Origin of the sequence: Arthrobacter sp. AG367 (assembly GCF_007828995.1) — a bacterium.
Taxonomy (GTDB): Bacteria; Actinomycetota; Actinomycetes; order Actinomycetales; family Micrococcaceae; genus Arthrobacter.
Genome location: NZ_VIVE01000007.1, coordinates 11,101 through 26,008, shown reverse-complemented (window position 1 = coordinate 26,008; position 14,908 = coordinate 11,101). Strand labels below are relative to the sequence as shown.

Annotated in this window: 14 protein-coding genes; 6 read left to right on the top strand and 8 right to left on the bottom strand. The window is 65.4% G+C overall.

Going from position 1 to position 14,908, the window contains the following annotated elements; all coding sequences use genetic code 11:
• Positions 1-88: 88 nt before the first annotated feature.
• Positions 89-1,051 carry a hypothetical protein gene (locus FB478_RS16375; protein WP_144601133.1) on the bottom strand — a complete coding sequence of 321 codons (963 nt, stop codon included), beginning with the start codon at positions 1,049-1,051 and terminating at the stop codon, positions 89-91.
• A 155-nt stretch (positions 1,052-1,206) separates the two neighbouring features.
• On the opposite strand from FB478_RS16375, the gene FB478_RS16370 reads away from it, so the two are divergent.
• The 3 genes from FB478_RS16370 (at position 1,207) to FB478_RS16360 (ending at position 3,647) form a co-directional block, all read left to right on the top strand.
• Positions 1,207-1,752 carry a peptidylprolyl isomerase gene (locus tag FB478_RS16370; protein ID WP_018769888.1) on the top strand — a complete coding sequence of 182 codons (546 nt, stop codon included), beginning with the start codon at positions 1,207-1,209 and terminating at the stop codon, positions 1,750-1,752.
• 9 nt (positions 1,753-1,761) lie between these two features.
• Positions 1,762-2,640, top strand: a complete 879-nt coding sequence (locus FB478_RS16365) for a rhomboid family intramembrane serine protease (RefSeq protein ID WP_144601132.1) — start codon at positions 1,762-1,764, stop codon at positions 2,638-2,640.
• Between the two features lie 539 nt (positions 2,641-3,179).
• Entirely contained in the window at positions 3,180-3,647 is a 468-nt protein-coding gene (locus FB478_RS16360) for a carboxymuconolactone decarboxylase family protein (protein WP_144601131.1), read from the top strand.
• Positions 3,648-3,886: 239 nt separating this feature from the next.
• Here FB478_RS16360 and FB478_RS16355 read toward each other — a convergent pair whose 3' ends face one another.
• Complete coding sequence (locus tag FB478_RS16355; protein ID WP_018769891.1) at positions 3,887-4,492, bottom strand: DNA-3-methyladenine glycosylase I; 606 nt, start codon at positions 4,490-4,492, stop codon at positions 3,887-3,889.
• Positions 4,493-4,526: 34 nt separating this feature from the next.
• Complete coding sequence (locus tag FB478_RS16350) at positions 4,527-4,778, bottom strand: cell division protein CrgA (protein ID WP_018769892.1); 252 nt, start codon at positions 4,776-4,778, stop codon at positions 4,527-4,529.
• Between the two features lie 173 nt (positions 4,779-4,951).
• Here FB478_RS16350 and FB478_RS16345 point away from each other — a divergent pair, with 173 nt between their 5' ends.
• From FB478_RS16345 to FB478_RS16340, 3 genes are read left to right on the top strand one after another with little or no spacing between them, the layout of a single operon-like run.
• Positions 4,952-5,746 carry a class E sortase gene (locus FB478_RS16345; RefSeq protein ID WP_056392318.1) on the top strand — a complete coding sequence of 265 codons (795 nt, stop codon included), beginning with the start codon at positions 4,952-4,954 and terminating at the stop codon, positions 5,744-5,746.
• Positions 5,747-5,748: 2 nt separating this feature from the next.
• Positions 5,749-5,919 carry a hypothetical protein gene (locus FB478_RS21165; RefSeq protein WP_186447823.1) on the top strand — a complete coding sequence of 57 codons (171 nt, stop codon included), beginning with the start codon at positions 5,749-5,751 and terminating at the stop codon, positions 5,917-5,919.
• Entirely contained in the window at positions 5,916-6,557 is a 642-nt protein-coding gene (locus FB478_RS16340; RefSeq protein WP_018769895.1) for an aminodeoxychorismate/anthranilate synthase component II, read from the top strand. The genes FB478_RS21165 and FB478_RS16340 overlap by 4 nt, the downstream gene beginning before the upstream one ends.
• A gap of 42 nt (positions 6,558-6,599) precedes the next feature.
• Here the strand turns inward: FB478_RS16340 and pknB are convergent, their stop codons facing one another.
• The 5 genes from pknB to FB478_RS16315 are packed head-to-tail and all read right to left on the bottom strand — an operon-like array spanning position 6,600 to position 14,906.
• Positions 6,600-8,594, bottom strand: a complete 1,995-nt coding sequence (pknB, locus tag FB478_RS16335) for a Stk1 family PASTA domain-containing Ser/Thr kinase (RefSeq protein ID WP_315898350.1) — start codon at positions 8,592-8,594, stop codon at positions 6,600-6,602.
• 15 nt (positions 8,595-8,609) lie between these two features.
• A complete protein-coding gene (locus FB478_RS16330) occupies positions 8,610-10,337 on the bottom strand; it encodes a protein kinase domain-containing protein (RefSeq protein WP_056392312.1) in 1,728 nt (575 codons plus the stop codon).
• Positions 10,334-11,794, bottom strand: coding sequence for a penicillin-binding protein 2 (locus FB478_RS16325; RefSeq protein ID WP_056392311.1), 1,461 nt, complete (start codon positions 11,792-11,794; stop codon positions 10,334-10,336). The genes FB478_RS16330 and FB478_RS16325 overlap by 4 nt, the downstream gene beginning before the upstream one ends.
• Entirely contained in the window at positions 11,791-13,179 is a 1,389-nt protein-coding gene (locus FB478_RS16320; RefSeq protein WP_056392309.1) for an FtsW/RodA/SpoVE family cell cycle protein, read from the bottom strand. The genes FB478_RS16325 and FB478_RS16320 overlap by 4 nt, the downstream gene beginning before the upstream one ends.
• Complete coding sequence (locus FB478_RS16315; RefSeq protein WP_395858358.1) at positions 13,176-14,906, bottom strand: PP2C family serine/threonine-protein phosphatase; 1,731 nt, start codon at positions 14,904-14,906, stop codon at positions 13,176-13,178. Before FB478_RS16315 ends, FB478_RS16320 begins: the two co-directional genes overlap by 4 nt.
• Positions 14,907-14,908: the final 2 nt, after the last annotated feature.

The window sequence follows — 14,908 nt, the reverse complement described above, 5'->3', positions numbered from 1 at the left end:
CAGTCAGCAAAATCGGCGGGAGGAATGGCTCTGGTACGCAAAAGGGGCCCCGCGGTGAAACGGAGCCCCTTGGTGCGTTGCGGGAAAACTAGGCCTGGCTGCTGCCCTTGTCAGTCTCCGTGGCCGGCTTTGCGTCATCGGCTGTGCTCTTGGCAGCCTCCGAGGTGTCGGCGGCCACGTGCTTGGCCTTGTCAGCGGCGTCTGCGGACTTTTCAGTGGCCGTGTCCGCTGCCTCACCTGCCTTCTCCGCTGCGGCGGCTGAGGCAGATCCGGCAGCAGAGGCAGCGCCGCCGGCAGCGTTTGCCGTGCTTTCCTTGACATCACTGACAGTGGTGGCGGGCACCGGGGCAGGAGTCGGCGTGACCGGTGAAGGAGTCTTCCAGGGGTCCTCCACAGGCTTGGATGCCTTCCACGCGGCGACACCGGCGGCAACGGCAGCAGCAACAACTCCGAAGACCAGCCAGCCGCGCTTCTTGGGCTTTTCGGGCTGGGCCAGCTGGAGTTCAGCGGCACGGCCGGCACCTGCTGCGGCTGCCTTCAGCTGTGCACCGGTTGCCTGGGCCTGTTCCTGGAGGGCGTGGATGATTCCCACATCGCCCAGCTTCTGTGCGACGGCATCCACCCGTGCCGGAGTGTTTTCCAGGGTGCGGTGGACTGCACCGGATGCCACGCCGATCTGGTCCGAAAGCTTGGGCAGGTATTCCACCACCACCCGGTCGCGCGCATTCAGGACAACGGGCGTGGCTTTGTCCAAAGCCTCGTGCAGCCTGGGTGACGCGCCTTCGACGACGTCATTGATCTTGGGGGCCAGCTGGGCCAGACCGTCCTGGATCCGGGGAGTCACGGTGGCAACACCGTCGGCCAGGGAGTGCGCGGCCGTCTTCAGACCTTCCTGGATCTTGGGAGAAGCGGTATCCAGGCCGTGCTGGAGACGGGGAACAGCCCAGTCCACTGCAGCTTCCACCCGCGGCGCCGCCCAATCCTTGGCATTTTCCACCGCACTGGTGACCGACTGCTCAAGGTCACGGGTAATACGATCCGATTTCTTCACAACTACCTCCCGATTAATGTGACGGTTCTGTCGCTAGCCTACGTGCCCAGATCACCCCGGGCTATTCACTCTGCGGATTTTAGGGGGATTTCACCCAGCGCGGAACTGCCCCCGCAGCCGTGGCCGCAAATAACCGACATGGGAGAATGGGGCCTATGACTGCCATCGCAACTGCAAAAGCAACCATCCACACCAGCCTCGGCGACATCGTGGTTAACCTCTTCGGCAACCACGCGCCCAAGACTGTCAAGAACTTCGTTGGCCTTGCCACGGGTGAACAGGCATGGACCCACCCGGAAACCGGCGAGGACAAGACCGGCACCCCGCTCTACAACGGAACCATCTTCCACCGCATCATCAAGGACTTCATGATCCAGGCGGGCGACCCCCTGGGCCGTGGAACCGGTGGCCCCGGCTACCGCTTCGACGACGAAATCCACCCGGAGCTGAGCTTCAACCAGCCCTACAAGCTCGCCATGGCCAACGCGGGAATCCAGATGGGCAAGGGCACCAACGGTTCACAGTTCTTCATCACCACCATTCCCACTGACTGGCTCCAGGGCAAGCACACCATCTTCGGTGAAGTGGCTGACGAGGAATCCAGGAAAGTCGTCGACGCCATTGAGGGTGTCCGCACCGGCATGGGCGACCGCCCGGTTGAAGACGTCACCATCAACAGCATCGACATCGAGCAGCTGTAACACCCCAGCATGAGTTACGGAATTCCGTCGGCCGAGCCGTCCGCCCAGGTCCCGGTCTGTCCCCGGCACCCGGACCGGCCGTCCTACGTGCGCTGCCAGCGCTGCGGGCGCCCGGCATGCCCTGACTGCCAGCGGGCGGCCGCCGTCGGATTCCAATGCGTTGACTGCGTCAACGAAACAGGACGTTCGACGCCGGAAGTACGGACCGTCTACGGCGGCGCCGTTGCCACCGGCAAGCCATTGGCGACGTTCGGCATCATCGCGGCCTGCGTTGTTGTTTACGCACTGCAGATGCTCATCCCGGGCGACTTCGTATACAAGCAGTTCGCCTATAACAACATTTTTGTTGCCCCGCAGTACGGTGCTTTCGAGCCTTGGCGGATGCTGACATCAGCCTTCCTCCATTCCCCGGATTCACTGCTGCACATCCTCCTGAACATGTATACGCTCTGGATTTTCGGCCAGGCCCTCGAACCCGTTCTGGGCCGCGTCCGGTTCCTGGCGCTGTACCTGATTTCAGCGGTTGGTGGTTCAGTCGGCTACCTGCTGCTCAATCCCGTGTTGGTGCCCGGCCAAGGGCTCGTGGGGCTGGTAGGTGCTTCCGGAGCCATCTTCGGCCTTTTCGGCGCCATGCTGTTGGTTCAACGGCAGCGCGGCGGCGACACCCGCCAGCTGTGGGTCCTGATTGCCATTAACGGCGTCATTGGCTTCCTGATCCCCCACATCGCCTGGCAGGCCCACCTGGGCGGCCTCATTACGGGCGGACTGTGTGCGGCCGTCCTCGCCTACACTCCGCGCGGACGCCGCCAGGGTGTCATCCAGGCCCTGGGGATGGCGGCCGTGCTGGCCCTGCTCATCGCTGTGAGCTGGGTGCGGGTAACTCTCTAGGATCCCCCCAAACCGCAACGGCACTCTGCCCCCGCCACCAATGGTGTCGGGGGCAGAGTTGTTTTCCACAGGGCTTATCCACAATGTTGGTAACTTACACAGCTGTAGTTCATATGCGCATCCTCCCGTTTATGGCCTGCGTCCGGGGATGGGCTGGAAGGCTGCGCCGCTTTCTCCACATCTGTGGATAACCTGTGGGGATATTGCTGTGTGTAAGTGGATAAGCAGGGGATTCCACGGGATTTTGTGGACAACTACGCACCGGCAGCGTCATGTTGGCCCAGTGCACCACCCCGGAGGGGCGTTATCGACACCCTTATACACAGTGTTAATAACTGACAGAGGTGTAGTTTCCGCGTTGGAAAACCCGCGGGAGTAGGCGCAGCGCCCGGCGGCGGGAGGATTTCCACGGGCTTACCCACAGTTGTGGATAACTTGTGGGTATTGCGCTGTTGGTAAGTGGATAACATCCCCGGCGGGCTCTCCGCGTCCTGCCTATGATGGTTGCCTGCCAAGCCGTTCTATCGACAAGGACCCCCGTGAGCGTCACCGAGCATCTATACCTGGACAAACAGCACCCCGCTCTCTGGAAGTCAATCAGCAGCTTGGGCCTCAGGGTGCAGGAAGCAGCAGAGGAGGCTGGAATCGGGCGCGGCCTGCTGGAACTCCTCAACGTCCGGATCTCCCAGATCAACGGATGCGCCTACTGCCTGGACCTACACGTGCGAAAGGCGGGCGAGGCAGGGGAAACCCCGCAGCGGCTGGCAGTATTGCCCGCGTGGCGTGACACGGCCTTGTTCACCGGCAAGGAGCGGGCGGCCCTGGCGTTGGTGGAGAGCATCACTGAACTCCCGGACCAGCGGACGCAGGAGCATGCGGAGGCGGCCGCCCGCGAATGCCTCACGGCAGAGGAATTTTCGGCCGTGAGCTGGGTTGCGGTGACGATGAACGCGTTCAACCGGGTTTCCATTACCAGCCACCATCCCGTCAAGCGGGACCGCCTGTAGCCTCCCGGACCCCCGGACCCCCGGACCCCGCGGGTATCCACCGGGCACGTAGGGATTATCCACAGGTATTCCACACTGTTAATAACCGCATCTGCCCGGCAGACTTAGCCTTATCAGCACGGCCCCGGGGGCCGGCTGCCACATCTGGAGCTGCCAGGGAGGCTTTTCCACACTGTGGATAACTTTCCCAACAGTTGGGGATAACGGTGTGCCACGGACCGGTTCTGCCCCGACCGGCCTCACACCTGCCAGACGCCGGAAGATCCCCGCCGATGGCTCGCCAGGAGGTGGGTGTCCACGATTCCCACCGCCTCCATCAGGGCGAACATGGTGGTGGGTCCCACGAAGGAAAAGCCGCGCTTCCTAAGTGCCTTGGACAAGGCAATGGACTCTGCAGACTGGGTGGGAATCTCCGCGGCAACCCGGGGCTCCGGGGTGCTGTCCGGCCGGAAGCCCCAGACAAAGTCCACCAGGCCGCCGTCGTTCCGAAGCTCCAGGGTGGCCTGTGCGTTCTTAACCGTGGCAAGGATCTTCAGCCTGTTTCTGATGATGCCCGGATCCTGCAACAGCCGCTCCACGTCCGCGTTGCTGAACAGGGCCACAGCCTCCGGATCGAAGCCGGCAAAGGCGGCGCGGAACGCGGGGCGTTTGCGCAGGATGGTGGCCCATGAAAGCCCGGCCTGGAAGCCCTCCAGGCAGATGCGTTCATACAGGCCCTGCTCGTCGGTGACGGGCATGCCCCATTCCTGGTCGTAGTAGTTCCGCATGAGCGGGTCCGTCGCGGCCCACGCCGGCCGCGCGAGGCCATCCTCGCCGATAACTACGCCGGCGGATTCGGGAGCCACGGCAGTCCTCCCCGGAACAGTCGCGGGACGCCGCTCAGGAGCGCCAGCGGGTAGTCATCAGGAAGCCGACGATGGCAATGCCAAAGCCGGCAACGATGTTCCACGACTGCCAGGCCTGCACAGGGAAGCGTCCCTCGCTGATGTAGAACGTGATGATCCAGAAGAGGCCAATAATCATGAGTCCAAACATGACCGGCTTGAACCAGACGGGATTGGGCTTGTAAGCCTGGGGGGAAGCCGGCTGGGCGGTGCTGGCGGTCTTCTTGCGAGGCTTTGACTCGGGCACTGGCTCTCCTTGGCGGGCTGGGCAAGACCGGCGCCCCGGGCTTGGTATCCTGCAAGAAGGAAATTTCCAGCGGTCTGCGCGATCTTGGTCAAATCTGGATTCTTACTAGCAGCCAATTCTAGCCGCAGTTGATGGGCAGCCGGTGCCCAGGGTAAACGCCCGGAGGAGAACGCGTGGTATTGCAGGAGAAGGCGGGGCCCGCCACTGCGCCCGCCCCCCGTCGTGCCCTGCTGCGCGGCACCATCCAGCTTCTGGGCGAGCTGTTGATAACCGCCGGCGTCATCCTCCTTCTCTTTGTGGCATGGCAGCTGTGGTGGACCAACGTCGAGTCCGATGCCAGGCAGAGCCAGGTCATCAAGGAATTCGCCCAGGACCTGGGCACTGCCGCCCCCGCTCCCGCACCAACTGCGCCCGCCGCGGCACCCGCCGCCGGTGAGGATTTTGGCAAGCCCGTGGTGGGTACCGCCCCCGGCCACGCGGGAACGATCGGCATCATGTACATCCCCCGGTTCGGCCCCGGCTACACCCGCCCCATTGTCGAGGGGACCAGCCAGGATGTCCTGGACACCCTGGGCCTTGGGCACTACGGCAACACGGCCATGCCCGGTGCGGTAGGCAACTTTGCGGTGGCTGGGCACCGCCAGACGCACGGTGCAGTGCTGGATAACATCCACACCCTGGTGCCCGGCGACAAGATCTACGTCCAGACCAAGGACGGTTATTACGTCTACGTCTTCCGGAACAACCAGATTGTGATGCCTTCGCGCACGGACGTCCTGGAACCGGTACCCACCCAGCCCGGCGCCACGCCCACCGAAAGCTACCTCACCATGACCAGCTGCAACCCCCGCTTCGGGGCGGAAGAACGCATCATCGCCTACGCCCTCCTGGACAGCTGGCGTCCGGCTGCAGCGGGCCCGCCGGCCGAAATCGCGGCGCAGGTTGCGGCAGCCACCGGAAGGAACTGACTGTGTACGCCTGGATTTTCCGCCACCTGCCCGGACCGCTCTGGGTCCGGATCTTCATCTCGCTGGTTCTGATCTTCATTGCCCTGGTATTGATGGTCCAGTTCCTGTTTCCCTGGATGTCCCATTTCACCCAATTCACCGACTCGACGATTGGTTCCACAGACCAGCCATGACCACAACCAAGATCCTTGTAGTGGATAACTACGACAGCTTTGTCTACACCCTGGTGGGCTACCTCCAGGAGCTGGGCGCCGAGACCACAGTTGTCCGGAATGACGACGTGACGCTGGCGGAGGCGATTGAGCTTGCCAGCACCCGCGACGGCGTCCTCATCTCCCCGGGTCCGGGTAATCCTGCTGAAGCGGGCATCTGCATCGAGCTGATCAAGTGGTGTGGCGAAAACAGCGTCCCCATGTTCGGCGTATGCCTGGGCCACCAGGCACTGGCCGAGGCCTTCGGCGGCAAGGTGACGCACGCCCCGGAACTCATGCACGGCAAGACGTCCCAGGTGGAGCACATCGGCACCAGCGTTTTCGCAGGGCTCCCCTCCCCCATCACGGCCACCCGCTACCATTCCCTGGCCGCGGTCCGGGAGTCCATTCCTGACGTCCTGGAAGTCACCGCGCAGACCGCATCCGGCGTGGTCATGGGGCTGCAGCACCGGACCGCGCCGCTCTGCGGTGTGCAGTTCCATCCCGAATCGGTCCTTACCGAAGGCGGCTACCAGATGCTCGGCAACTGGCTGGAGTCCCTGGGCATGAAAGGCGCAGCCGCGCGGGCGGCGAAACTGAGCCCCCTCATCCAGCACTAGGCCGGCGCCCTCCACCAACCGAAAACAGGTCCAGGGAGGACGTCAGCCCTTCCTGGTGGGCTTCGGCGTGGGAGTGGGAGTGGGCGTCGGCGTCGCCGTTTCGGTCGGAGCCGGTGGGGGCGGGGCCTTGGCCACAACGATGCCGATGGTCTTTCCCTGGTCGACGGCGGCGTTGGCGGGGTCGCTCTGGTCCGTCACCTTGCCCGGCTCTACCTGGGAATTCTCCGCTTCCATCACCGACGGCACCAGGCCAAGCCCCTTCAGGGCCGCCTCGGCCTCATCACGGGCCAGGCCGCGCAGTTCGGGGACAACCACCTTGCCCGTGGAAACGATGAGTTCCACGCTGGTGCCGACGCCAACGCTTTGCCCGGGCGCCGGATTGGAGGTGATCACTATTCCTGCCGGAACGGTGGCGCTGTTGGCCGTGCTGGTTGACGGCGCGCCCACCAGTCCCACCTGCCGCAGGATATCCCGGGCGGCTGCCTCGGTCTTGCCGGGGATGCTGTCCGGGACCTTAACCGAACTGGGGCCCTCGGAGATGTTGAGGATGACCTCCGCCCCCGGCTCCAGTGACCCGCCCGCCGCGGGATCAGTCCCAATGGCGGTTCCCTTGGGCACTGTGTCATTCACCGCCCGCGCGATCCTGGGGCGCAGGCCGGCGTTGTACAGTGCCTGAAGCGCCGCGGTCTCCGTCATGGACGACACCGAGGGGATTGACACTTTGGGTGCAGCGGGGGCTGGGCGGTTGACCGTTTGGTAGAGCCACAGGCCACCGCCTGCCAGTACCAGCAGGGTGAAAATCACCAGGGTGGCGATCCACGCACGACGGCGGGACTTTTGCCGGGTGGTCCGCTCACGTTCCGGAGGGAAGCCAAGCGGGAGCGGCGCAGCCGACCCGTAATCGTCTGCCCTGTATCCGCCCGGCCTGTACCCGTCCATCTCCTGCTCATCCGCAAGTTCCAGCGGACCTGCTGCTCCGTCGTCATGGAGGGAGGTGGCTGCCAGGCGGCCGGTGGGCGCGTCATCAAGGAAGTTGGTCCCCGATGCGGCGAACGCCTCCGTTGGCGGGGACGCTTCGGGAACGTGGTCGTTGGGATCGGTGGGCGCCTCGGACACAGGCACGGCAGGGACAGGGACCCCGGCCTTTGCCGCCCTCAGGGCGCGCCGGAAGGCTGCGGCATCCTGGAACCTGTCGGCCCGGTTCTTTTGCAGGGCCTTGGCCAGTACGGTGTCCAGGGCCGGTGACACATCCGGATTCAGGCTGCTGGCGGGCTCCGGAATTTCCCGCACGTGCTGGTAAGCCACGGACACCGGGCTGTCCCCGACGAACGGAGGGCGCGAGGTCAGCATTTCGTAGAGCAGGCATGCGGCGGAATAAAGGTCACTGCGGGCGTCGACGGTTTCGCCCCGGGCCTGTTCCGGTGACAGGTATTGCGCTGTTCCCACCACTGCCTGGGTCTGGGTCATGGTGGCGGAGGAATCGGCAATCGCGCGGGCAATGCCGAAGTCCATCACCTTGACGGAATTGCTGCCCGGGCAATACATCACATTGGCGGGTTTGATGTCCCGGTGCACGATTCCGGCCTTGTGGCTGTATTCCAGGGCGCCCAGGACCCCCAGGCAGTACTCGATGGCCTGGTCGATGCTGACCTCATGGGCGCGGATCAGATCGCGCAGGGTCTTTCCCTCGACGTACTCCATCACGATGTAGGGCACGCGGACGTCCTCGCCGGTGCCGTCGTGGACCAGGTGTTCACCGGTATCGAAGATGGCCACGATCGAGGGGTGGTTCAGGGCCGCCACCGCCTGTGCCTCACGCTTGAACCGTGCCTGGAACTGCGGGTCGCGGGCCATATCCGGCCTGAGCAGTTTGATGGCAACAGTCCTGCCCAGGCGGGTGTCGGTTCCCCGGTAGACATCCGCCATGCCGCCCCGGCCAATGAGGCTGCCCAGTTCGTAGCGGCCGCTCAGGACACGCCGGTTGTCCACCGGCAGGCTGTCCTCCCGGTGCAACGGTGTGCGTGGTGACTCATTCACTGGTGGTCCCGACGTTTACGGCGTGCAGGTCGCAGGCGTTCCGGGCGTCTGGCCGGCCGCACAGGTTGGCAGGGGCGAGAGGGGCGTGGGGCCCGCCACGGGTGAGGACGTGGTGGGAGCAGGCGTGGGTGCCGCCGTCGTGGGCGCGGGTGATGGAGCGGTCGCGTAGATGACGGTAATCAGCGAACCCTTGGGCACCACGCCGGTCGGATTGAGCTCCAGGACGGTGCCGGGGGCGGCCGTCCGGCTCTCCTGCGGCAGGACCGTCACCTGGAGTCCCAGGTTGGCAAGGGCAGTCTGGACCTGGCGGTAGTCCTTGCCGAGGTAGGCGGCCGGGATCACGTTGACCGTGTCCTGGGTGGGCTCGGAAGTAGGCGTCGGCGTCGGTGTGCTGCGCGTCTGCGTCGGCGTGGCTGACGCAGTGGTCCGCGTGGGCGTTGCCGACGACGGCGGCGCGCTGCTGGTGGTGATGCCGGATGTCGGGTTGCCGGAGGGCGAGAAGAGTCCCATTTGGTTCAGCAGGAAACCCACCAGCGCAAACAGGAGCAGCAGGATCAGGGCGACCAGGGGCCAGGTCCATGGACTGCGTCCCTTGCGCCGGGGCTCATCGGAGGGACCGTCGTCGTACGTTTCCTCCTCCTGGTCCCAGTTCCGCTCGGCAGCCAGCGCATCGGCCCGGGCCAGTGGCCCCTTGGGAACATCCCCGTCGGCGGAAGCGCCCGCGGCGCCCGCAGCCAGCCCGGCCGCGGCGCCCGCCGCGCCGGCACCCAGCACTGGAAGGGCTGATGTGGCAGCCGGAGTGGAGTCATGCTGGGCGCCAATGACTCCGGTGGGGGCAGTGGCAGTGTCAACGGGGGCCGTGATGGGCCCTGTGTCGGCGTCGAAAAGAAGCATGCCGGGAACGGCGGCGCGTGCTGCGCTGATGTCGCCGTTGCGGATGGCCTCCGCAGCCTCGGCCAGCTTGATGGCGTTGGCGGGACGGTCCTTGGGGTCCTTGGCCAGCATTGACATCAGGAGGGCCCGGACCGGGGCCGGCAAGGTCTCCGAAAGAGGCGGCGGAGCGTCGTTCACCTGGGCCAGGGCAATGGCGATCTGCGATTCGCCGGAGAAAGGACGGTGCCCGCTGAGGCACTCGTAGCCGATAACGCCGAGCGAGTAGATGTCCGAGGATCCCGTGGCGGTTTGGCCGGTCGCCTGCTCGGGTGCCAGGTACTGCGCCGTTCCCATGACCTGGCCGGTCTGCGTGAGGGGCACCTGGTCGGCGAGGCGGGCGATGCCGAAGTCCGTGACTTTGACCCGTCCGTCCGGGGTGATCAGGAGGTTGCCGGGCTTGACGTCGCGGTGGACCAGGCCCTGGGCGTGGGCGACGGCCAGGGCGCGGGCGGTCTGCGCAATGATGGACAGCGTGCGGTCCGGCGACAGCACTTGTTCGTGCTCGATGATGCTGCTCAGGGGCTGGCCCGGGACCAGTTCCATGACCAGGTAGGCCGAGCCTTCTTCTTCGCCGTAGTCAAAGACGTTGGCGATTCCCACGTGGTTCAGCAGGGCAGTGTGGCGGGCCTCCGCACGGAAGCGCTGGAGGAATCCGGGGTCCCCCGTGTACTCCTCCTTCAGCACCTTGATGGCGACGATGCGGCCCAGGACGAGGTCTTTGGCTTTCCAGACTTCCCCCATGCCGCCGATCGCAATCCGCGTGGTCAGCTGGAATCTGCCGCCGAGGGTGATTCCGGTTGTAGGCCTCACTTATTCAACACCGCCTCAAAAATCTTCTTCGCGTTAGGACTGGTCAGCTGTGCGCCGGTGGTGATGTTCACGCCCTCCATGACGATCGTGACACTCACCTGCGGATTGTTTGCGGGCGCGAAGCCGGTGAACCAGGAGTTATTGGTTCCGTTCCCGAGCTCTGCGGTTCCTGTCTTGCCGGCCACCTGGACGCCGGGGACCGCTGCGCCCTTGGCAATGCCCTCGCTGACTGCGCTTGCCATCCACTCGGTGATCTGGCTGGCGATCTGCGGGGTGGTGGAGGTGCGCAGTTGCTGCGGCTGCGGTTCGTCGATGACACGAAGGTCCGGGGAGCGCAGGGTCTTGATGAGGTTGGGCTGCATCTGCTTGCCGCCGTTGGCGATGGCGGAGGTCATCATGTTGATCTGCAGCGGCGTGGCGCGGACATCCTTCTGTCCGATTGCCGACTGGGCAAGGCCGGGTGCGTCCAGGTTTCCGGGGAAACCATTGCCCAGCGCGTGGCCCAGCTTCAGCTGGCCGCCGACGTCCTCGCCGAAGCCGAACTTCTTGGCCTGGTCGGCGATGGCGTCGCGGCCAAGATCCAGGGCAATGCTGGCGAAGGGGGTATTGCAGGACTGCTGCAGCGCGAAGGCGAAGCTGGCGGTGTCCCTGGTGTAGCAGTTGCCGCCCGCGTAGTTGGGCAGTTTGTACTGGATGCCGTCAAAGGGCATCTCCGCCGGGTTGGGGAGGACACTGTCCTTGTTGTACTTGCCGGAGGCAAGCGCCGCCGCGGTGTCCACGAGCTTGAAGACCGATCCCGGTGCGAGCAGCTCCCCGGTGGGGCCGCTGACGTTCTGGTTCAGGTTGATGCCCGGAACCTTGACCAGCTCGTTCATGCCGGCGCGCTCCGCGGCAGCGTCCTGGGTGGCCACCACGTTGGGGTTGTAGGACGGCTTGGACACCATGGCCAGGATGGCGCCGGTCTTGGGGTTGGTCACCACAATCGAGCCGCGCTGTCCGTCCGGGATCAGGCTGTAGGCAAGCTTCTGGATCTGGGGATCGATGGTGAGTTCCACGGACGCGCCCTTGGGCTGGTTGCCCAGGAAGAGCTGGCCCACCCGGTCAAGGAAGAGCTGGTCCGAGTTCCCCGCCAGTTCGGCGCCCATGGCCTGTTCCAGGCCGGTGGCGCCATAGTTCTTCGAGAAGTAGCCGGTGATTCCCGCATACAGTTCCGGCTGCGGGTAGGTGCGCTGGAACTTGCAGGTCTCCGAACCGGTTTCCACCGACTCGGCAACGGGGGTGCCCCCAACGATGATGGCGCCGCGGTCGTTGCAGTAGTTCTGCAGGATGGCACGCTGGTTCAGGGGGTTGGTCTTGAGGTCGTCGGCGCCTACCACCTGCACGTAGCTGATGGCCCCGAACAGCAGTGCAAACATGGCCACTGCGGCTACCCATGAATGCCGGATTGCCTGGTTCATGCCTGCTTCACCGCCTCGGTTGGAGTGTCAATGCCTGTTGCCGCTGCCGTCCCGGCCGGCGGCAACGGTGTAGTGTCCACCGGCCCGCGGGCCGCATGCGAGATCATCAGGAGCAGTCCCACAATGATCCAGTTGGCCAGAAGGGACGAACCGCCGGCCGCCAGGAACGGCGTGGTAAGCCCGGTCAGTGGAATGAGCCGGGTGACCCCGCCGATGACCACGAAGCACTGAAGCGCCACCGCGAAGGAAAGGCCGCAGGCGAGCAGCTTTCCGAACGCGTCCCGTGTGCCCAGGGCGGCGCGGAATCCGCGGGTGATCAGCAGCAGGTAGAGCAGGACGACGGCGAACAGGCCGATGAGGCCGAGTTCCTCGCCCAGGGAGGCGATGATCATGTCGCTGTTGGCGAACGGGACCAGGTCCGGGCGGCCCTGGCCAAGGCCGGTGCCCACCAGGCCGCCGTTGGCCATGCCGAACAGGCCCTCGATGACCTGCCGGCTGCCGTTCTCGTAGACATCGGGGGAGAAGGCGTTGAGCCAGCCGTAGACGCGCTGCTGGACATGGGAGAACACCTGGGCGGCCACGAAACCGCCGCCGAGGATCAGGGCCAGGCCAATCACGACCCAGCTGATGCGGCTGGTTGCCACGTAGATCATGACGATGAACAGCCCGAAGAAGAGCAGGGAGGAACCAAGGTCCCGCTGGAAGATCAGGACACCGATGCTGACCAGCCACGCGGTGATCATGGGGCCCATGTCCTTGAACCGGGGAAACTGCAGGGGGCCGATCTTGCGGCCTGCCAGCAGGATGAGGTCACGGTTGGAGGAAAGATACCCGGCGAAGAATATGGCGAGCGTAATCTTGGCTACTTCGCCCGGCTGGAACGTCATGGGGCCAAACCTGATCCACACCCGTGCGCCGAGGATTTCGCCGGCGCTGATTCCCGGGACCAGGGGCAGGATCAGCAGCAGGGCGGACGCAGCCAGGGAAATGAAGGTGAACCGGCGCAGGATGCGGTGGTCCTTCAGGAAGAACACGACGGCAATGGCCACCGCCATGGCGATGAGGGTCCACCGGAGCTGGTTGTTTCCCGTGTCCTCGCCCGGAGCATCCAGGCGGTGAATCATCGCAAGACCCAAGCCGTTAAGGGCGACGACAATCGGAAGTATTACCGGATCAGCATACTTTGCGCGGAAGCGCAGGACACCGTGGAAGGCCAGGGCTGCCGCTGCCAGCAGGCTGGACTGGAACCAGAAGTCGGAATCGAAGGCCTTCTCCTGGTCCACGCCCACCATCATGTTGGCGCCGATGCCAACGGCAAGGGCCAGGAGCAGGAGGGCAAGTTCAACGTTGCGGCGGGGCTTGGGCAAAGTGCTTACCTGGCTCATTTGGCCGCCTCGCAGGTGATAGTCGGAGTGGGGGACGGAGAAGCCGCGGAGGGTGCGGGCGCGGCGGCATCCGGTGCGGGCGGCGGAGCGGCTGCGCTGGCGGGCGGCGCTGCACTTGCCGACGTGCCTGTGCTTGCCGACGGGGCAGGCGCAGTGGCGGAGGCAGATGGCCTGGGGCACTCCTCCTCGGGGGAGGTTGTTCCCGTGAGCTCCAGGTTCTTGACGATCCGCTGCGCGTCATAGAGGTCATTGGCGGGGACGGTCTGGCGGACCCGTTGCTGCGAGAACGGCGGGAGCGAGTCCATGCGGATATCCGTCACAGCCTCAAGGGAGGACAGCTGGATGGGTCCCAAACGTTGGGAGACCCCGTTGTAGATGGCCACCCGGGAATCGAACTCGCCGACGTAGTAGCGGGTCTGGGTCCAGGCGTACCCCAGCCACAGGCCGACGGCAACGACAACCAGCACGGCGGCTGCAACGGACCAGGCCACCCAGCGGCGCGGACGCAGCGTCGGCAAAGTGTCCTCGGGATCGACGGCCGGTTCTGCCTTATGGGTGAGGAGCGTGGCTGCCCGCCGTGCCACGGTACGTCCGGCCACAGTGGGGATGGAGCCCGATTCGGCGGCGGCAGCGGCAGCACCCACCAGTTCATGCGGGCGGGAGGCAAGTTCTTCGCGGAGGACTTCAGCGGAAAGATGTTCGCCCAGGTGGGGGTCTGTACTGCCGGCCTCGGAGGAGCCGGCCTCCGGATCCCTGGTGCCGCCGTCGGCGGTCTTCTTTTCGGGCGCCCGTTCCTGCCCGGCATCGTCAGTGGCTGAACCGGACTTGGCCGGTTCCGTCCCGCCGGCCGGAACAGGGGACGCGGCGGTGGCGCCTTGCCCGCCAGCTGCCGCGGCAGCGGACTTGCCGCCCTGCACCGGCGGAACGATTTCGACGGCGGCCGTGCTGACGTCGTCGGGCGTTTCCTCCACGATGTCCACCATGACCACGGTGACGTTATCCGGCGAACCGGCCTCAAGAGTCAGTTCAACGAGGGTGTCAGCGCATTCGTGCAGGTTGTGGGTTTCCCGGACCGTCCGCTCCACGGCGTGCGCGGCGACGTAGTTCAGCCCGTCGGAGCACAGCAGCCACCGGTCGCCGGGACGGGCGTCCAGGGTGTCCAGATCGAGTTCGGGGCTGGCATCGACGTCGCCCAGGACCCGCATGAGGACATTCTTGTGCGGGTGCGTTTCCGCTTCCTCAGGCCTGAGCCGGCCTTCGTCGATGAGCCGCTGGACGAAGGTGTGGTCCACGCTGACCTGCTTGAATTCGCCGTCGCGGAGCCGGTAGGCCCGGGAGTCGCCGATGTGCGCGAAGTGCAGTTTGCCGTCTGCCAGCAGGAGGGCCGTCACGGTGGTGCCCATGCCGGCCAGCTTGGGGTTGATGTGCACCAGTTCGGAGAGCAGTGAGTTGGCGGTCTGGATTTCGTCGGCCAGGATCGTCCCGGCCTCATCGCCGTGGTCGGGGCTGTCCAGGTGGATCATGTCCAGGACGGTCGCGGCTGAGGCAACGTCACCGCCCGCGTGGCCGCCCATGCCGTCGGCGACGACGGCGAGGTGGCGGCCCGCGTAGGCGGAATCGTCATTCTTCGAACGGATCCGGCCGACGTCGGACCGCGCCGCGAAGCGCATGATGAGGGGCCGCTGCGCCGGGCTGGAGCCGGTTGCGGGGTTTTCAGCCTCGGCCACGG